This window comes from Henriciella litoralis, assembly GCF_002088935.1.
Classification (GTDB): Bacteria; Pseudomonadota; Alphaproteobacteria; order Caulobacterales; family Hyphomonadaceae; genus Henriciella; species Henriciella litoralis.
Genome location: NZ_NCSS01000006.1, coordinates 2,746,219 through 2,764,854, shown reverse-complemented (window position 1 = coordinate 2,764,854; position 18,636 = coordinate 2,746,219). Strand labels below are relative to the sequence as shown.

Below are 18,636 nucleotides of genomic sequence, written 5' to 3'. Positions count from 1 at the left end.
ACTGCAAATCGCTCAACTTGCAGTAATCTCGCGTCAATCAGTTGTCGGTAACCTCCACGCTTTGGGAAAGGTGGACTTTCGTGGCAGCTCTCTGGGGCAAACAAGTTTTCATCGCGTCGGCGCTGCTCGGCTACGCTGCTGCAGCACCATTCGCCGTCGCGGAAGAAAAAAGCCGGATTGACCAAGCCACAGAAGCCCGTCTCGATGGCCGGTTTGATGATGCCGAAGCCCTGCTTCTGGCGGAGACATCAGAATATCCGGAAAACGCTGATGCGTGGCTCCAGCTTGGCCTCGCACACTCGGCGCAAGGCGATTTCGACGAGGCGCGCGAGGCTCTGAACCGAACGCTGCAAATCGCGCCAGATTACACAGATGCAGACCTCGCCCTGGCCCGGCTCGACTGGTATGAGGGGCGCAATAATGCGGCGCTGAACCGCCTGTCCGGAATGGTGGAGACGCCGGACACGATTGCGCTTCGCCAACGTATCGAGACAGCCGAACAAACCGATCAGACCTCGGCATGGCGGCTGGATCTGGCTGTCGGGCGCAGCACGTTGACGCAAAGCCTGCCAGACTGGACTGAGCTGTCAGGTGCCGCGACATACCAGACCGGCAGCGGCCAAAGCTACACCTTGCTTGTCGATTACGCTGATCGTTTCAATACCTCCGATGTCTATCTCGAAGGCCGGGCAGGCTCGCGTCTGTCCCCCCGCTTTACCGGATACCTGGCGGCAGGCGGCGCGCCAGATGCCATCTTCCGGCCTGAATGGGCCGTATCCACCGGTTTGACAGCTCTCATCGGGGATATAACCGACCCAACTGATGCCCTCCGCGCTTCGGCAGATTTTCGGTATGCCCAATATCCTGCCGGGGTCGTCCAGAGCGGCAAGTTCGGCGTCGCAAAACCTTTCGCCAGCGATACATTTCGACTGGGCGGAAGCCTGATTTTGCTATCCGATGAACAAGGCGACACGCGCCGGGGCTATGTGCTTCAAGGCGAGTGGCAGGCAGCTCCCGCCAGCCGCATCCTTCTCACCTATGCGGATGCGCCGGAAACGTCTGACGGGATCACGCTTGATGTTAAATCTGCCGTGCTCGCCTGGCGTCAGTCTGTCAGCGACCGACAATCGTTTCAGATCAATCTCGTGCACGAAACGCGCTCAGCCTATGACCGTACCGGGATTGTCGTTTCTACCAGCGTCACCTTCTGATGTCGGACGCCCTTCTCCTGAGCCTCTGGACAGCATCCCTGGTGATGGCTGCGATATCAATCGCCGCATTTCTCCTTCTGGTCGTCCATCGATATCTTTCCCGGAAGGCTAAAACGCGGGGCGAACGCATCCACAATGAGACGATAGATGCGCTGCTTGTGGCGAACGAGGACCATGACGAAGCCGTTCGCAAACTCACGCCGATGATCCGAAGTCGCGCGACCTTTACTCAAACTTTCCTGGAGTACACCTCGCTCGTACGCGGCAGTGATCTTCAGCATGCGGTGGATGCGTTGCTGGACGCCGGCGCTGAAGCGGAAATCATCAAATCGCTGCATGGTGGTAACAATAAGTACCGCCGCGTCGCCGCAGAAACCCTGGGCTTCTTTGATACCGATACGGTCAAGGTTGCCTTGTTCAACGTGCTTGAAAGCAAGGCGCCGACGCCCGTGAAAGTCGCTGCGACACGCTCACTTCTTGCCCTGGGACAGAAGCCCGATCTTGCTGATATTCTACCCCGGTTCGACCTGCGTGAGCTCGAGGCCCCACTGGAAATGGCCGCGATCTTCCAGTTCTTCGCGCGGGATAATCCTGAGCCTCTTATTCGGCGCGTTGGCATGGGGGTCGATGATGACGGCCTGCAATCGATGATGATCGAGGCGCTTGGTCGGTGCGATGTATATGACGCCATTCCTGTGCTCGAAGCCCGCACCCAGAACAAAAGCGCGCGCGTCCGAGCCGCCGCGATAGAGGCGCTGGGCCGTCTTGGACTGCCGATCGCAAGTACAATCATCGAAGCAGCCCTGCGTGATGAGAATAGCGAAGTTCGCGCGGAAGCAGCCGAAGCTGTCGGCAATGTCGTCATGCCGGAATATGCCCACAAGCTTGAAACGCTCTTGTCGGATGTCGACTGGAACGTCCGGTTCAGAGCTGCCGCGGCCATGCTGGAACTCGGCGCCGATAGCCGTCTTTTGCTCGAAGCCGCCGCCCTGCAGAACCCTTCGCAGCGGGCGCAACAAACGGCAAGCCTGGTCTTATCAGAACGTGCCGCAGCATGAACATCGTCGGCGAAGCAACCCTGATGACGGCGGCGGCCTGGATTACAATCTTTGTAATCACGGTGGGCCTGATCCAGAACTTTTTCTACGTCGCGCAGCTTCTGATCGCGTGGGCCGCCATGACCCGCCAGCCGCTGGTGCGCCGTTCGGCATTGCTTTGGCGACGCTATGCAGACCTGGCGCCCCCCATCGCCCTCATCAGTCCTGCCTACAATGAAGAAAGAAGCGTCGTTCAGAGCGTGCGCTCATTGCTGGCGCTGGAATACGCATGTTTCGAAGTGATCGTTGTGAATGACGGCTCGAAGGACAACACGCTTGCAGAGCTGATCTCGGCTTTTGACCTGAAGCCGATCTCACGCGCGAGTGACCAGCAACTCGAACACGCGCCAATTCGTGGCATCTATGGCTCAAAAATGCACCCGAGCCTGCTCGTCATCGACAAGGAAAATGGCGGCAAGGCAGATGCGCTGAATGCTGGGATCAACGTCTCGCGTTCGCCGATTTTCTGTTCGATGGATGCGGACTCCGTACTTGAGCGTGACGCGCTACTGCGCGCCGTCCGTCCGTTCATTGATGACCCTAGCCGGGTTATCGCCGTGGGCGGTACCGTGCGGCTCGCAAATGGCTGCCGCATCGAAGATGGCCGTGTGATTTCAACCGGTCTCTCCAACAACCTTCTGGCGCTTTTTCAGACGGTTGAGTATGTCCGCGCCTTCCTGATGGCGCGGCTTGCCTGGAGCGACATCGGTGCCCTGACGATTATCTCCGGGGCCTTTGGCCTGTTCCGGCGTGGTGTGGTCGTCGAGGTCGGCGGTTACTCGACCGATACAGTGGGCGAAGACATGGAGCTTGTCGTGAAGCTCCATAAACATCTTCGCCAACAGAAACGCGATTATCGCATCGCCTATATTGCCGAACCGATCTGCTGGACCGAAGCGCCTGAAGATATGCGCACACTCCGCCGCCAGCGCGAGCGCTGGCTGCGTGGTTCAGTCGAAACTTTTTTTCGGCACCGGGACATGTTTCTGAACCCGCGCTATGGGCGCGTTGGCAGCCTGGGCTTCACCAATATCATACTGGTCGATGTACTCGGTCCGATTGTCGAAATCCTGGGCTACATGCTGATCCCGCTATTTTACGCGACCGGCCTTCTTTCGCTGCCCTATTTGTTGGCGTTTCTTGGGGTCAGTTTCATGTTCGGCATCATGATCAGCGTCTTCTCGCTTGTGCTGGAGGAAAGCAGTTTGCGACGGGTGCAGAAGGTGAGTGATCTCCTCAAGCTGGGCGCAATCGCCGTGCTCGAAAACTTTGGCTATCGGCAGCTCAACAATATCTGGCGGATCCGCGGCTTCTGGCAGTTCCTGCGCGGCAAAACTGAATGGGGCGAAATGACCCGAAAAGGTTTCAGCCGCCCCGGGCCCACCGGGCAGTAGTTTTGGCCTGAAGATCGATCCATACGCCCCCGGGGCTCACGGTCAGCTGCCAACGCATTTTTCGTCCGGACAGACCTATTTGTTGGTCATGAACTCCCGCAAATCCTCTGCAAACTCATCCCCGGTTCCTCCGAGGTAAAGCATGTGGCCTGAGGCGTAATTCTCGAACCGGACGCGGTCGAGCGGCAATCCGGCCCCGGCGATCTGCGCGAAGGCATCGGCGGGCGTGGTGACAAGATCATAATAGCCAGAGGCCACGAAGAGCCGGAGATCACGATTGCGCCGCATGGACCAGGCAAGGTCGACCGCATAGCTTTGCCCCGGCAGCACGCCGCGCCGTTCCCAATTCCAGGCAGGCAACAAGTCCTTCCAGTGGATCGCGATATAGGGCCGGCCGGTCTCCACGCCGAGCGTCTCGCCTAGCATCTGGTTGAACGCCCCAACAAAGCCTGGAACGTATTGTCCCATCGCGGGGTCATCGGCGACCGGATCATTGCCGGAATTCGCAAGCGGCAGTGTGTAGCGGCTATCATACATACCGACTTCCTGTCCGCCGTCAGCCAGAAGCAGTTTTGCAAATTCGCGCTCATCGACCACAAGGTCATCGCCGATCTCAGCCGCAGAAAGCCCCGTATATGTTTCAAGCTCGTCGATGACGTCCTGACGCTCATCATCGCTGAGCGTTCCGTCAGACAGCTTCATCAACGCTTGGCTATAGGGTCCTTTCGCATATTCCGATGCCGCATCGAACAAGTCGCCCACATCATCGAAACCGGCCTGCGATTGCCCATGAAAGAAGGCTGTCACCGCCAAGCCGGGAAGGCTACGCGCGAGCTCTTCAGCAGCCTCATGCGCCGTCGGTTCGGGGCCACCTCGTCCCTCCAGCGTTGTGCCAAGCAGGATGATGCCGTCCAGCGTTATCCCCCGCATCACACCATTGTAGATCGGACTGCCCATCAGCGCCCGGGGCAGAACAGATGCGCGCTGCGTGCCATAGCTCTCGCCAAGAACATATTTCGGGGCATTCCAGCGGCCATATTCGCTGAGCCAGAGCTCGATGAACTGCGCTACGGAGTCCGCGTCTTCATCGACGCCCCAGAAGGTCGCCGGATCGACGTCCGGCTCAGCAAGGCTGAAGCCGGTCCCAACCGGATCAATGAAGACAATATCTGCAACGTCGATGACGGAGTCCGGGTTGGACTCAACCCCGAAAGGCGGCACGTTCGATGGATTGACTTCGGCATCCAGAAGAACCCGCTTCGGGCCGATCGCACCCATATGAATCCAGAGCGATGAAGAGCCAGGCCCTCCATTGAAGACGAACAGAACCGGGCGGTCCGGTGCCGGATCATTGGTCCTCAGATAGGTGAAGGAAAAGATCCGTCCCGTCGGCGCGCCATTCATATCCGAGAGAAGGGTCTCAGCCGCAATCGCATCATAGGTCACGCGCTGGCCGTTCACCGTGATCTCATGCTGCGTGACTTTGCGATAAAGGCCCGGCTCGTGCGCGTCAGCCGTCGCCTCCACAGGCGCCGTCGTTTCCGCCAGAGGCTTCTCCGAAACCGGAATATCGTACGCTTGCGCGGTGGCGCAGGCTGCCAGAAGGCCAATTCCAACCGACGCACAACTCATGATTTTCAGGTACCCGGAAACGGACTTCAACATGGCTGCCCCAGCGTGGTTGTGATTATCAGTCCCAGCAGATTAGAGCGCCGGGCGGAGATAAACTATCCGAATTGGGCGTTTCGACCGCGATGAGCGATAAAATCTATTCGGGACACTCACCAAATGACCACAAATGCCACCGGTTAACTTAGGCACTTTTTCCGAAAGTGTTGCATTCATGTCCTGTTTTTCTGCCAGAAAGCAGATAAGCTAACCGCATGAGCGAAGAATTGTCGATATTTGATATCAAGATCCTCGAGCAGCTCCAGAAAGACTGCTCCGTGTCCACCGTAGAGCTGGCCGAAATTGTCGGGCTGTCACAATCGCCCTGCTGGCGCAGGCTGCAGCGGCTAAAGGACGAAGGCTACATCAAGCAGCAAGTCGCCATCCTGGATCGTGAAAAACTCGGCTACGGGCTTCACATCTTTGCCTATGTGAAGGTCGCCAAACTGACCGATAAAGAGCGTGAGACCTTCAGCCGGAAAATCCAGAACACACCTGAAGTCCTCGAATGCTATTCGATCTTCGGGGAGATGGACCTTCTCATGAAGATCCAGGCGAAATCCATGAAATGGTATCAGGAGTTTCTCATGGACTTCCTGCTCGCCCTGCCCGGCGTCGAGAACGTCAACTCGACCGCGACGCTTGGCGAAATCAAGTCGACCACGGCGATCCCGGTTCGCGGCAGTATGGCGCTCTAGGCCGGCTTCCGGCCCAGAAGGAAACCGGTCACACCAGCAAGCACGACACAAAGCCCACCCAGCAGCCAGATGAGAAAGCCCGGCCCTTGCCCGCCCGGGACACCAGCGCTCGGCTGCGGCGCATAGAGCATGCACTCAACCTCAATGGGCGCGCCAAGCGCGAGACCGTCTGCGCCGAAAGCGCTTCGCGCCGGCATTTTCCCCGGCTCGAAGTAGGTCTTGTAGACCTCGTTAAAGGCTGGCCACAACGTCATGTCGTCGATCATCACGGTACATTTGAACATGTCGGACATGCTGGCGCCTGTACGTTCAGTCAGCGCCTTGATCGAATCCATGACCTGGCGGGCATCGTCCTCGAATGTCTCGCCGCCGCGCCCGATCTGCCCCGATAGAAAGATGAAGTCGCCGACCCGAACCGCCGCCGAGAAAGGCAGCTGTGCCGGATCAACCGGCACCCCGCCGACTTGCATCGGATAATATTCGAGTTTGGGCAGGTCTTCACCCTCATACCGGGCCGGAATTGCTTCATCGGCGACCTTGCTCACGAGCGATGGTGCTTCGGTGAAAGGCTCGATGCTGAGCGCCTCATAGATTTCTGATGGGAAATAGACGTCCCCGTCCTTAACCACCATTCGTCCATTCCGGATGGCCGACAGGTCTTCCAGCGGATTGCCTTCGACCAGAACAAAGTCCGCCAGTTTTCCCGGTTCAATGGTGCCGAGGTCGTCACCATAGCCGAAATACGCCGCCGGTCCTGACGTCCCGATCCGCAGCACATCCTCATTGGGAATGCCCGCTTTGGCATAGAGCTCCAGCTCACGGTGAACCGTAAACCCTGTGCCATCATCGGTGCCCGGCAGGATACGGATCCCGGCATCGTGCAGCAGTTTCAGCGTATCGAGCACACGCTGGAAACCCTCCCGATAAGCCTTGTCTGCCGCATCATCCTCGAGGGTGACAAAGGTGCGTTTGCGATATCGTTGATAGCCAATCGGCATGTGATCGAGATAGGCGGCATCGCCTTCCTGCACGGTCCCGGCCCGGCTCATCATCAGGCGTTCCAAAATAACGGCTGTCGGATCGACGCCGACATCATTGTCCTGCATCAGGCGAACGGTCGTCTTCACCTTCTCAGCATTCAGGTCCAGGGCCGCACCGCGTGCCATTCCGGTGAGGCGGAGCGGCGTGCGCGTATCCTCATCAGGCGCGAGCAACCAGCCGAGCATCAGCTGATTTATATGCGTGATCTCCGAATAGCCGGCACGGATCATATTGTCAGCATTTGTGAAGGCGGGCACGTGCCCGATCGCCTTCATGCCATGCGCCTTGGCCCGTGCCGCCATGGCGGGCACCCAAGCCGGCGTCATAGAGTTGTAGATCTTGATGAAGGGATAGCCGCGCTCGGCATACCAGTCGACCGCGTCGAGCGCCTCTTGCTGGCTCTCGACGATGATACCGTAACGCGCCGAATACGGACTGCGCCCCTCGATGAACCCGGCCGGGGTAATGCGCGGACCGATTGCATTGCCGTCCTTCATGTCCTGCATAAGCTGTGGCAGGAATTCATTGTCATTGCCCATATCGCGGGTCGAGGTCACGCCAGCGGCAATGTAATAGAGACCGGAGCTCTTCGAAGCGTGGGAATGGACGTCCCACATGCCCGGCATCAGCGTATCACCGCCGCCAGCGAACACCGGTATATTGGCAGGAAGCGTTTCGGTCGCGTCGTAGGGCGTGATCGACTTGATCCGCTGGCCCTCCACCGTAACCGTTGATGGCTCTCCAAGTGCCCCCGCGGCCGGATCAAGAATACGAACATTCGCAATTGCAAAAGGCGTGTCGAACGTGTGCCGCAGCGTGCTCGCCAGCGTCCGACTGCGCTCATTGGATATCTCACTCGAGATTTCCTGAAGCCCAGGCAGAAGGCTCTCATAACCCTCCCGGATCAGGGAGAAGTTCGAGAATAGAACCCCATCGCGATCAAGCGCAATCAGCGACGCGTTCATGTCGATGCCGGACAAACGATAGATCGTCAGCTGCAAAGGCTGACCATCATGGACAAGCTCTACCTGCCGAACCTCTTCCAGCGAAATCGACCCCGCCGGCAAGACTGGCATCGTATGGTCCGTATCCTTCAGTAGCGCGCGGGCATAGACATAGTCCGCCCACGGACTGTTATCGTTGACAGCATATAGCGCCGGTTCTTCGATGGCTTCCTTGCCGCTATCTGCCTGGCTGGTCCACTCGGCAACGCCATTAGCCCGCGAGTAACTCTCGGCCACTTCGCCGCCCATGAGCGAGGTCCCATCAACGGTCCATGATACGGGGACACTCTCTTCGTCGAGCCGTATCAATTCGCTATGCTTTGGCCCACGACCATTGCTGTCGACGAAATAGTCGACTTGTTCAGTCGCGCCGTCCTTGTCGACCTTGAGATAGCCAACATCCTCTCCATTCTGGATCAGCGTGTAGGCATAGTCCTGAGCATTTGCGCTCGCCGCAACGGCAACCATTCCGGCCGATATCAGCAGTGCACGGATAGTAATTTTCATTGCCCAGCCCCTTGGCCTGCTTCGCGGCGATCAAGCGCCGCCTTTACGAAGGCCTCTAGCCTGTCAGCAAAGGCGGCACGCGTGCCATCTTCATCGAATGGCGAATGTCCGCTCTCAACGGCAACAAGCTCCACACGGTCCTGCGGCAGGCCGCTATGGGTCAAAATGTACTGGGTTTTCAGCAGAGGCACAGCAAGGTCACGGTAGCCCCCGAAGACGAGCAGGCTGACGTCTTCATTCTCGCGCAGATAGGCCGATAGACGCGGCGCAGCGCTGAAGCTGAAAGGATTGCCCTCGACATCATCCCGCCAGTCCCACGCGAAGTTCGCATCGAGATTGAGGGAGCGATAGCCATCCTCGCGTTCCAATCCGGTGATCGCCTTTAGATACGCGCCGATGTCTTCGGATATGATCTTGTTCGACCGGCCGAGGCCAAGCGAGGGGTCATTCGCGCCGTCCGGACGGTCAGGATTGGCTGGTGGGCGCTTTTCCTGCGTAACGGCCGTATTGAGCCTGCTGACCAGCTTGTTCTCATCGGCGAGGACATTTTCGAGGAAATCCTGAATGTCGACGCGAAGATCGCTATCCTCGACCAACTCTACCGAAAGCCCCGTCATGCCGGCGAGTTTTTGCGCGATCGCTACCTTGTCAGCTGCCCCGATCAAGTCGCCCTGCTGAAGCGCGACAAGGTATCCGGTTTCGGCAAAAGCCCTCGCGGTCTCCCAGGCCTCTGCTTCGGTTGCCGCTTCAATGTCTGACTTTCCGAAACGCCAGGCGGTAGCCGCCATGGTCGGCAGGGTGAAGACACTCGTTTCGTCGCCATTATCGGCGGCCATATTGATCGCAGGCGACACCATCACCAGTCCGGCAACGTCCATGTCTTCCAGCTTCGACGTCAGGGTCGAGAGGCGAAATCCGCCATAACTCTGACCTGTAATAAAGACGGGCGAAGCTTCGCGGCCATGTTCGACAGTCCACGCATGGATGAATGCATCGACGGCTTCAACGTCGCCCGCAACGCCCAGAAACCGGCTTTCGCCATCGTCTGACGCCGCCCGGCTATAGCCCGTCTCGACGGGATCAATAAAAACCAGATCCACGAGTGGCAGGATCGTGTCCGCATTGCTCTCGAATGGCGCCCCCGTCTCGCCGCGGAGCCTTGGACCGAGTGCAAAGTGTAGCGGGGAGGACGACGCTCCCGGCCCCCCATTAAAGAGGAACATCACCGGCCGGTCGGCCCTCTCGCCGCAGTCACAGAAATAGGAAGTGCCTGAAATCGTTGAGGCCTTCCCATTCACCTCCTCATTGAGGACCAGTTCATCCCAGTGCACGCGGTACGACAGCGCGCCGGTACCGGGCCCATTATCCACAGTGAAGACCTCGCCGTTCTGGACGTGTGTCCATTGAGCCGTATCTGGCTCGGCGACTTGCGCCGAAACAGCGGCCGAGACCGAAAACACACTGAGGGCGGAGACGAGGCCAAGCCTCTTCAAAGCAGACGATTTCATCATGAGTGGCATTGTCCGCCAGCAGAGCACGGATTCCTATGCCTAATTGACGGCCCGCCTCAGACGAGGTGGCAAATCCATGCGGTAGGGTCGCCGTCTGGGAATGATCAATTCGCTTTGCCTTTTGAAGACATGAACTTCAAATGCGATTACCCGGAAACCGCGTCTAGTGTTGTCGGGTCAAACGAATCTGGGAGATCCCGATGAAAGTCACACGCCGCAATGCCCTGACTCTCGCCGCAGCCGCATTTGCCGGCTCCGCATGTCGCACGCCCGTCGCGGCAGAGACGGCGCCAATGGCGCCCGCTGCGCCGGACCCGAGCACTATCATACTCCCGGACCGCGCGAACTTTTCTCCCAAGGGCATCTATCTCAATAGCGGGTCACAACACCCCTTCAGCAAACCTGCCAGCGCGTCTCTGGACGCCTATATCAAACACCGCGCAGCGTTTGACCCGGCAAGCGACTACAGCCTGAACAGTGATGGCCCGATCGAGAAATTTGCCCGCCTCGTGAACGCTGACCCCAGCGAGATCACCTATGTGCAAAGCACGACAGCCGGTGAGCAGGCCATCGTCCGCTCGCTGGGCCTGCCTGAGCAGGGCGCAAAAATTGTCACGGATTCACTTCACTTCTTCGGCTCGTTCCCGCTCTACGGTGAGCTTGAAAGACAAGGCTACGAGGTCAGCTGGGTGAAGGCGGTCGATGGCCGTATCCGACTGGAAGATCTCGATCGGGCGATAACCCCTGGAACGAAGCTGGTTTCACTCTCGCTCGTCTCAACAGTGAATGGCTTTGAGCACGATTTGAAAGCCGTCTGCGACCTCGCCCATTCACGCGGCGCGCTTGTCTATGCCGACATCATTCACGCTGCTGGCTGCGTCCCCGTGGACCTGCATGCGAGCGGCGTCGATTTCGCCGCGACCGCCACCTACAAATGGCTGATGGGCGACTTTGGCCTCGGATTTCTTTATGTCCGAAAGGGCGCGATGGAAGCGCTCACGCGCACAAATTACGGCTATTACGGCATCAGTACTTTCACCACACACCTCTATCCTTTCGACCCGCCCGGCGACACGCCCGTCGACTACGAATTCTCTGACGACGCAGCCGGCTGGTTCGCGCTCGGCACACATGCGCACTCGGTTATCGCGCTGCTCAATGCTTCACTCGACTACATCCTCGACGTGAGAGTCGAGACCATCCAGGCGCATGCAACAACGCTCACGACACGGCTAAAAGAGGGCCTGAAATCGCAGGGCTTTGACGTGATGACGCCTGACGAAGCGCGCACGCCGATCGTTACGGCAGTTCTTGAGAATGCCCGCCAACGCCTCAGTCCTGCCATGAAGGAACGCGGCATCACCACGACCCTGTCGCGCAACCGGTTCCGGCCGACAGTGTCTGTCTTCAACACGATGGATGATGTCGACGCTTTCCTCGAGGCGACAGGCTCAATCTGACCGCGTGGCCTTCTCGACCACCAGCGCGCCCGCGGAGATATCCTGCACGATATGGCCAAGTGATTTGTAGATCGTGATGTCCTGCGGGCTGGTGCGGCCCTCAATGCGGCCCAGCGCGACCTCACCGATCTCACCTAGAAGATGGTCATCATCCACCGCGCCTGACTTCAAGGCATGACGAAACTCGGCGCCCTGTGCCCGCACCGACTCTGCGGAGTCGGCGAAGAATCGGCTAGCGGCCACCAGATCATCATCGATCTCGCGCGGCCCATCAAAGCTCGAGCCGACCACATTGATATGCGCCCCCGGCTTCACGCTCGCGCCAGACAGAACCGGGTCATTCGCCGCCGTGACCGTGCAGATGATGTCGGCGTCCTGCGTGGCCTCCCCAACCGAACTGGCAGCAGCCACATCTATACCCAGATGACTTGCAAGTCTGGCCGCCAGCGCCTCGGCGCGCTCGACTGAGCGTCCCCAGATCCGAATAGACCTGATCGGGCGCACCTCCATCATCGCGAGCGCATGGTGGTGGGCCTGCTCGCCCGTCCCAATGATCGCCAGGGTTCTAGCCTCGGGCCGCGCCAGAAGATCGCTCGCCATGGCGCTGGCGCTTGCCGTCCTTATCGCCGTTACAGCGCCGGCTTCGACAACGGCCGAAGGGCTGCCGCGATCTGGATCAAACAGGATCAGGACGCCCTGATGCGATGGAATGGTTGGATCGGTGCGCTCAGGCGTCACGCTGACGAGCTTTGAGCCCCAGGCATGACCCGCGCCCATCGCGCCCGCCATGACGCCGAACATCCGCCCGCGATCGAGTGGCAGGATCTGACGCAGCATCTGCTCGGTCTCACCCGACGAGAGTTGCTTCATCGCGCTGCGCATGACCGGAATACAGTCGCGATATGTCAGAAGTTCAAGGACCCGTGGCCCATCGACAAAGATCATCGCGGCCTACTCCCCGGGCGGCGTCGCCCAATCGCCTGAGCCTGTGATCCAGTCGCGCACATCATTGCCGAAGGCCTCGGCTGAACTGTCGACCGAATAGGCCATGTGCCCCCCTGGATAATAGGCAAGCTTCACCCGGTCAGCGGGCCAGTCGGACTGCTTGACCAGATAGTCTGCTGCCCCGACCGTCGTCATCGTATCCTGATAGCCATTGCCGACCACCAGCCGGAAATCCGGATTGGCGTCGAAGGCCTTCTTGAGGCGTGCGCTATAGTCGAAATGCCCGAAGGGCGAAGACGCGCCCCAGCCCCAGTCGTCAAGGCCATTCACAGGCGCATTCAGGGCATAGGTGTCGTCAACTTCGATACCGAATGTCTGGTCCATATAATCTGCCCAGCTCGACACGTAGACCGATTCAAGCACGCCAGAAGGGTCGCGACCGGGATCGGTCCCAACATAACGCCCGTCGGAACGCCCCAATACCTTGCCCTCATCTTTCAGAAGCTCGACACGGTACTGTTCCTTGGTAATCCGCAAGCGATTGTCGAGATACCAGGCCGCCGGAATGCCGGTATATTCCTCAAGACTTTCAGCAATCTTCGAAGCTTGCTCGGCTGGCAGCTCATTGCCCTGAAAAAGGGCGAGCAGATAGCCGGTCTCGCCGAACGCTTTGGCGTCCGCCACGAATGTGTCGAAGTCCCGCCCCTTGCGGTCAACCTTGTCCTGAACCCAGCCCATCGCGGCGAGCGTCGGCATGGAAACCACGAATGAAATGATGTTCTGCTGGCGCTGGGCATATTCGATGATGTTCACCGCCTGCCCCATCAGATGAACGCCTGCAGGTGCCATCCCAGCTTCGGCCAGCTGCCCGGCCGCTTCAGCCGCACGCATCGTGCCATAGCTTTCACCAAGGATGAAAACCGGCGATCCGGTTCGATCGTGCCGTTTCAGCCAGGCCTTCACAAAGCTGACGAACTGCGCAGCATCTGCCTCGACCGAGTAGTAGGCGCGCGGATCGCCGCCCTCTTCGACACGGCTGAATCCCGTCGAGGCCGGATCGAAAAACACGACATCGGCCACATCAAGCGGCATGCCCGGATTGCCGACGAGCCGAAAGTCTTCAGCCGGCGCGGAAAGATCATCAGGCGCCGAGACGCGCATCGGGCCGAGCGCGCCCATATGCAGGTAAAGCGAGGGAGAGATCGGCCCGCCATTGAACGCAAAAAGCACCGGACGCTCTGCCTCGCCCGCCAGCTTGTCCGCCACATAGGACACCGATGCTAGGCGCGCACCCGGCAGGTCAGCCGTGCCCGCAATATCGAACCATTCAAAAGCCGCGGTATAGGCGAGCTCCTCGCCGCCAAACGTCCCGGTTCCGGGAACGGTACGCTCAGCAGGAAACCGCTCAGCAGCAACCTCCGTCGGAGCTTGCGCCTGCGCAACAGGGGCCGACACACAGCCGGAAAGCACAACTGGAGCCGTCATCCAGACGCTGGCGATTGCCAGCGTCTGGACGAAGCCCGGTCGCGCTCTACAGGGGCGTCTTGTCGTGTGCTCTTGTCTCATCCGCCCATTAGAACCGGATATTCATGCCGGCGAAATAGCGCCGCCCCAGAATGTCGCCATGAACAAGCGTCGGATAAGACGGCTCTTCATCGGTGAGGTTCTTGATACCAGCCCGGAAGGTCACGCCATTGTCCAGCGAGTAAAGGGCCGAGACCGAATGCGTGATGTTGGAGTCGATCACCGGGTTCGGATTGTTCTCAATCGTTGCGCCCTCACGTGCCTTCACCTCGTCCAGATAGTTCAGCTGATAGGTCAGCCGCAAAGGTCCGGTTGAATAGACTGCGTTGATCTTTCCAGCCCAATCAGGCTGAGCGACCGTATTGTCCGTCCGGTTGAAAGTCGTGCCGGTGACAGAGGTGCTGAGTTCTGACGTGTGCGTGGCTTCGAGACCAAGAGAGATATCGCCGAATGAGGTGTCGAACTGATAGTTCAGATAATAGACCTCGCCGCGATAGACGATCTGACCGGCATTGAAGGTGGTTGAGCGACCACTGATGACCGTCCCAGCCGGGTTGGAACCGTCTGCAGCCTGAAGCCGGGTAAACACTGAACAGATATCAGCCGGTTGCGACGTGCTGTCATAACAGGTCGCCATGAAGTCTTCATTCGAGAAGGCCGACAGGCCGTCCTCAAGGTCGATTTCGATGCGGTCAGCCGAGAAGGTCAGGCCGGGCACGAGCAGCTGGTCCAGAACGATACCGTAGGTGGTCGTCTCGGAAACCTCGTTCTCGAGGTTCGGGTTGCCACCACTGGTAATCGCGGCGATCGAGAAGTTCTCAGCCGGGTCCTGGAAGGTCGCAAGGTCGCCATATTGAGGATTGGCGGCCCATTCGGCTTCACAGTTTGCGCGGCGGACAGCCGGGTTCGGCCCAGCATTGATCCGGTCTGCATCGCAAGGATCGTTGCCTGCATTGGTCACGGTGACCGTCGTCGGCGCGAAGAGCTGGGTCAGTGTCGGGGCGCGGAAGTTACGGCTGCGGGTCGCACGGACGGTTACGCCATCCACTGGTTCCCAGCGGGTCCCGAGACTCCACACGGACTCCTCACCGGCAATCGAGTTGTCGACAAACCGGTAGGTACCGGACAGTTCGAGTTCCTGAACCAGCGGCAGTGTGAAGTCGCCGCCAACAATCGGCACGAGCACTTCGACGGACAGTTCGTTGGTATTGTACTCACCTGAGGTCGGCTTTTCGAGCGTCCCAGTCCCTGTCAGGCCAAGCTGGTTGGCACGCAGAGGCGTAAAGCTCGCTTCTTCACGGCGATGCTCATAGGCAAGCACCGCATCGACGCCGCCAGCCGGAAGCTGGAACAGTTCCGTGCCAATCGTGGCGAGGAAATCGATCTGGGTGTTCTCGAAGTCGCTGCCCGTACGGACCGACACATATTCGCTTGCCGCTTGGCTGATATTGCCGGCACCAAACGGGTTAAGCGGCGCACAGTTTGGATCGTCATTGCTCGGATCGTTATCAGCATTGATCGCGCAGACGATGTTGCCGTCGACGTCACGGGTTGCCTGGATGGCCTGATTGAACAGCGCGACATTCGCATCCCAGGCGCGTTGTTCACCCAGAACTTCTGAATAGCTGCCGGACACGGTCCAATAGAAATTGCGGTCTCCTGCGTCGAAGTCGCCTTCGAGTTCCGCCATGCCACGCCAAGTCTCAGTCTTGTTCTCCTGGACGTTGCTCGGGAAGAGATCGTTATAGAAGTTGCGCGACAGCCAGAGCGGCGCACCAAAGGCAAAACCGGGGTTCGCCTGGCTGAGGGAGTCGATCGCGTCCTGTGTCAGGAACGGGTTGTTCCGCGTGAACAAGATCGCGCCAAGCGCTGGGTCGGTCTGATTGAGCACGGTGCGCACATAGCCTTGTGGCACGCTCTCACCCTGGGTGTCAGCATAGAGCAGTTCCCAGTTCAGTCGCAGGTTCGGCGTGAGATCATAATGACCAATCGCGTTGCCAACCATCCGGTCTACACCGGTTCTAAGGCCCGCCAGATCGCTGTACCGGGTCCCCTGCCCGCCTTCGGCAAATGGGATGCCGAGAATGTTTCCAGGATCGTAGGGAATGATGGAGCCGTCCGGTGAAAACTGAACCGGCGATCCGTTGACGCGTGCCAGGAAGTTAGGCGGAGGCGCGGGCGCGGTGAAGACGACGCCATTGCCGTTGAAGTTCCAGAAATAGGCCGGCATCACTTCGGAAACGGACGGAATGCCATCATTCGGGCCGGTGTCGGCGGAATTACTCTGCGTGATCCGCGACCGGTTCGAAACCGGCAGGTCAGAGAAGCGCAGCAATGGGCTCTTCGACATTTCGAAGTTGAAGGCTGCGTTGCCGCGGCCATTGTCAAAATTCGTGCCCGCCGTGATCCGCGCCGACTGTGCGTTATAGGCGTCATTCTCGCCTTCGGTGAATTGAACGTCGGCTTCAAAGCCTTCAAAGTCGTCCTTCAGAATATAGTTGATAACGCCTGCAATGGCGTCCGAACCATAAACCGCGGCGCCGCCGGCCTGAACGACCTCAATCCGCTCGATAAGCCCGGTGGGGATGATGTTCGCGTCGACCTGCGCATCGCCAAGACCGGAGGAGGATGTCACCATCCGTCGACCGTTGACGAGCGTCAGCGTCCGTCCAGCGCCGAGGCCGAAAAGTTCTGGAAATTGCTGCCCTGACCCGCTGGCCGATCCATCGCCGGCCGCCTGGTTAAAATCCGGATTGAGCGAAGTGATATCGTTGAGCGCGTCGGCGGCAGTCACGAACCCGCGATCATCAAAGGCCTGTTCGCCAACAGAGGTCACAGGTGCGGGCGTTGACGCCACTTCGCGCTTGATGCGCGACCCGGTGGTCACCACCAGGTCCATACGGGCTGTATCGTCACCCGCATCGGCCTCAGAGGTCGTGATGACTTCTTCTTCCTGGGCAGTGGCCTGCAGCCCAAGCGCCGGCATGATTGCCACCAGCGCACAACTTCCAAGCAGCCCCCGCATCATAGCATATCGCGACATCTGCAACCCCTTCTATTCTATGGTGTAGCGCTCGCGCCCCGCGCGCGCCGCTGTTCCCGATAAAGTCAGCTTAGGAAGCAGGTGGCGGATTTTTTATACCTATTTGCCGGGACCCTGCGGAGCGGGGAGGAACATTTATGCTGAAGTGTATCGCTGGAGCATATTTATTTCAGGCGCCCGAAGCCCTTTGAGGCACTGTCGTCAGGCCTTCGGCTGATCCGGCGCAGCCCGCGCCGCAGCATAATAGAGAAGACCTGCAACGGCCCAGCCGCCCAGTAGCGCATAAGGCCTCCAGTCCGCCGACCATCCAAGGACGATGATCGCCGCGCCAAGCACGATACCGGTCACCGCAAAGCCCACGACTGCTGCGCGCGGAGGCTTGAAGGTCGAGGCCTCATAAAGCTCCGGCTCGCGCCGCATCAACATGATGGAGGACAGGCAGGTCGATCCATATTTCAGGATTGTCGGAATATTCACCGCCAGAAACAGGAAGACGAGATTGCTCGGCATAAACAAGCCGAAACAGCAAAGCACGAACGCCAGGAAGATCGCTGGGCGCGGCACACCTGTGCGCTCATGCACGTTTGCGAGAATAGAAGGCAGCATTCCGGCCTTCGCCATCGCATAAAGAAACCGCGACATGATGATGAAAGTGGCGTTGATCGAGCTTCCGATGGCAACGGTGGCGCTGACAAGGATCAGCACTTTTCCCCAACTGCCGAGCGAGATCGACGCAGCATCGAGCAGCGGCGCGTCGGAGGCGGCCAGACCGGCTGCGCCGAGGACACCGATAGCCGCGACGGCCACACCAAAATAGATCATCGCCGTCAGCCCGACAGAAAGAGCAATACCAAGTGGAATGTTGCGCTCTGGCCGGCGAACCTCCCCGCCAATCTCCGTCGCACTCTCAATCCCGAGGAAGAGGGAGATCAAAAGCGGGATCGCGGCCAGAATACCGGCGAGGCCTTCACTGGCGAAGGGCGTGAAAGAGGCAGGCTCAATCGATGGCATGCTGCCGAAGCTGAAGATCGCGCATGTCGCCAGCAGGATAACCAGCATCAACGTCTGGCCGAACGCTGCCGCTGAGACCCCCAAAAGGTTCATCAGAAGGACAAGCAGCAGAATGGCGAACATGGCGGGCTTCAGCGGCAATGCAATCGCGCTGTTGAGATATGAAACGAGCACCAGCGACAGGACAATCATCGCCGCCGTGCTGCCCAATATACGCAGCCAACTGATCATGAAGCCCAGCAGCGGATGGACAAAACGCCGAGGCCACTCGAATGAGGCTCCGGTGACCGGTGCAGCAGCGCCCATGAAAGAATAGACAACGCCGAAAACCATCATCGGCACCATCGCGATCAGCATCGAGACCAGCATGGCCGGTCCGGCCAGCGCGGTCGCAGGCGCCAGCACAGAAAAGACCGACACGCCAACCGCCGTGCCGAGCCCGAGCGAAATAACACCTGCCAGCCCGACATCGCGGCGCAACTCACCTGTCGCTTCGGTTTCCTTCTGCATTCAGCAACCCCG

General features: G+C 59.1%; 12 protein-coding genes. 5 read left to right on the top strand and 7 right to left on the bottom strand.

Translation table 11 applies throughout. The features are described 5' to 3' along the window. The first annotated feature begins 80 nt into the window (after positions 1-80). Genes B8783_RS17095 through B8783_RS17085 form a run of 3 tightly spaced genes read left to right on the top strand, consistent with a single transcriptional unit; the run spans position 81 to position 3,702 of the window. A complete protein-coding gene (locus B8783_RS17095) occupies positions 81-1,211 on the top strand; it encodes a YaiO family outer membrane beta-barrel protein (protein WP_169711838.1) in 1,131 nt (376 codons plus the stop codon). A 44-nt stretch (positions 1,212-1,255) separates the two neighbouring features. After that, complete coding sequence (locus B8783_RS17090; protein WP_169711837.1) at positions 1,256-2,269, top strand: HEAT repeat domain-containing protein; 1,014 nt, start codon at positions 1,256-1,258, stop codon at positions 2,267-2,269. Next, positions 2,266-3,702, top strand: a complete 1,437-nt coding sequence (locus tag B8783_RS17085; protein WP_084421434.1) for a glycosyltransferase family 2 protein — start codon at positions 2,266-2,268, stop codon at positions 3,700-3,702. Before B8783_RS17090 ends, B8783_RS17085 begins: the two co-directional genes overlap by 4 nt. A gap of 75 nt (positions 3,703-3,777) precedes the next feature. Here the strand turns inward: B8783_RS17085 and B8783_RS17080 are convergent, their stop codons facing one another. Then, positions 3,778-5,367, bottom strand: a complete 1,590-nt coding sequence (locus B8783_RS17080; RefSeq protein WP_233355844.1) for a S10 family peptidase — start codon at positions 5,365-5,367, stop codon at positions 3,778-3,780. 218 nt (positions 5,368-5,585) lie between these two features. On the opposite strand from B8783_RS17080, the gene B8783_RS17075 reads away from it, so the two are divergent. Beyond that, positions 5,586-6,068, top strand: coding sequence for an Lrp/AsnC family transcriptional regulator (locus B8783_RS17075; protein ID WP_084421428.1), 483 nt, complete (start codon positions 5,586-5,588; stop codon positions 6,066-6,068). Here the strand turns inward: B8783_RS17075 and B8783_RS17070 are convergent. After that, on the bottom strand, positions 6,065-8,620 hold the full coding sequence (locus tag B8783_RS17070; protein WP_233355843.1) for a Rid family hydrolase: 2,556 nt from the start codon (positions 8,618-8,620) through the stop codon (positions 6,065-6,067). The genes B8783_RS17075 and B8783_RS17070 overlap by 4 nt on opposite strands. Beyond that, the gene (locus B8783_RS17065; RefSeq protein ID WP_169711836.1) at positions 8,617-10,131 is read right to left on the bottom strand and encodes a S10 family serine carboxypeptidase-like protein; all 1,515 of its coding nucleotides are present in this window, start codon (positions 10,129-10,131) and stop codon (positions 8,617-8,619) included. The genes B8783_RS17070 and B8783_RS17065 overlap by 4 nt, the downstream gene beginning before the upstream one ends. A 200-nt stretch (positions 10,132-10,331) precedes the next feature. Here B8783_RS17065 and B8783_RS17060 point away from each other — a divergent pair, with 200 nt between their 5' ends. Further along, positions 10,332-11,591 carry an aminotransferase class V-fold PLP-dependent enzyme gene (locus B8783_RS17060; RefSeq protein ID WP_084421419.1) on the top strand — a complete coding sequence of 420 codons (1,260 nt, stop codon included), beginning with the start codon at positions 10,332-10,334 and terminating at the stop codon, positions 11,589-11,591. Here the strand turns inward: B8783_RS17060 and B8783_RS17055 are convergent. From B8783_RS17055 to B8783_RS17040, 4 genes are all read right to left on the bottom strand, one after another. Beyond that, positions 11,583-12,536, bottom strand: a complete 954-nt coding sequence (locus B8783_RS17055) for an ornithine cyclodeaminase family protein (protein ID WP_084421417.1) — start codon at positions 12,534-12,536, stop codon at positions 11,583-11,585. The two genes, B8783_RS17060 and B8783_RS17055, sit on opposite strands and share 9 nt — an antisense overlap. Before the next feature lie 6 nt (positions 12,537-12,542). Beyond that, positions 12,543-14,021 carry a S10 family peptidase gene (locus B8783_RS17050; protein WP_084421415.1) on the bottom strand — a complete coding sequence of 493 codons (1,479 nt, stop codon included), beginning with the start codon at positions 14,019-14,021 and terminating at the stop codon, positions 12,543-12,545. An 88-nt stretch (positions 14,022-14,109) separates the two neighbouring features. After that, on the bottom strand, positions 14,110-17,103 hold the full coding sequence (locus B8783_RS17045; RefSeq protein WP_084421412.1) for a TonB-dependent receptor domain-containing protein: 2,994 nt from the start codon (positions 17,101-17,103) through the stop codon (positions 14,110-14,112). A 201-nt stretch (positions 17,104-17,304) separates the two neighbouring features. Then, positions 17,305-18,624, bottom strand: a complete 1,320-nt coding sequence (locus B8783_RS17040; protein WP_084421409.1) for an APC family permease — start codon at positions 18,622-18,624, stop codon at positions 17,305-17,307. Positions 18,625-18,636: the final 12 nt, after the last annotated feature.

What these genes read in the sequence shown, in the direction of transcription:
- B8783_RS17090 (WP_169711837.1), top strand. Translation starts at nt 1,256, where the DNA reads ATGGCTGCGATATCAATCGCCGCATTTCTCCTTCTGGTCGTCCATCGA.
- B8783_RS17085 (WP_084421434.1), top strand. Translation starts at nt 2,266, where the DNA reads ATGAACATCGTCGGCGAAGCAACCCTGATGACGGCGGCGGCCTGGATT.
- B8783_RS17080 (WP_233355844.1), bottom strand. Translation starts at nt 5,367, where the DNA reads ATGTTGAAGTCCGTTTCCGGGTACCTGAAAATCATGAGTTGTGCGTCG.
- B8783_RS17075 (WP_084421428.1), top strand. Translation starts at nt 5,586, where the DNA reads ATGAGCGAAGAATTGTCGATATTTGATATCAAGATCCTCGAGCAGCTC.
- B8783_RS17070 (WP_233355843.1), bottom strand. Translation starts at nt 8,620, where the DNA reads ATGAAAATTACTATCCGTGCACTGCTGATATCGGCCGGAATGGTTGCC.
- B8783_RS17065 (WP_169711836.1), bottom strand. Translation starts at nt 10,131, where the DNA reads ATGATGAAATCGTCTGCTTTGAAGAGGCTTGGCCTCGTCTCCGCCCTC.
- B8783_RS17060 (WP_084421419.1), top strand. Translation starts at nt 10,332, where the DNA reads ATGAAAGTCACACGCCGCAATGCCCTGACTCTCGCCGCAGCCGCATTT.
- B8783_RS17055 (WP_084421417.1), bottom strand. Translation starts at nt 12,536, where the DNA reads ATGATCTTTGTCGATGGGCCACGGGTCCTTGAACTTCTGACATATCGC.
- B8783_RS17050 (WP_084421415.1), bottom strand. Translation starts at nt 14,021, where the DNA reads ATGACGGCTCCAGTTGTGCTTTCCGGCTGTGTGTCGGCCCCTGTTGCG.
- B8783_RS17045 (WP_084421412.1), bottom strand. Translation starts at nt 17,103, where the DNA reads ATGTCGCGATATGCTATGATGCGGGGGCTGCTTGGAAGTTGTGCGCTG.
- B8783_RS17040 (WP_084421409.1), bottom strand. Translation starts at nt 18,624, where the DNA reads ATGCAGAAGGAAACCGAAGCGACAGGTGAGTTGCGCCGCGATGTCGGG.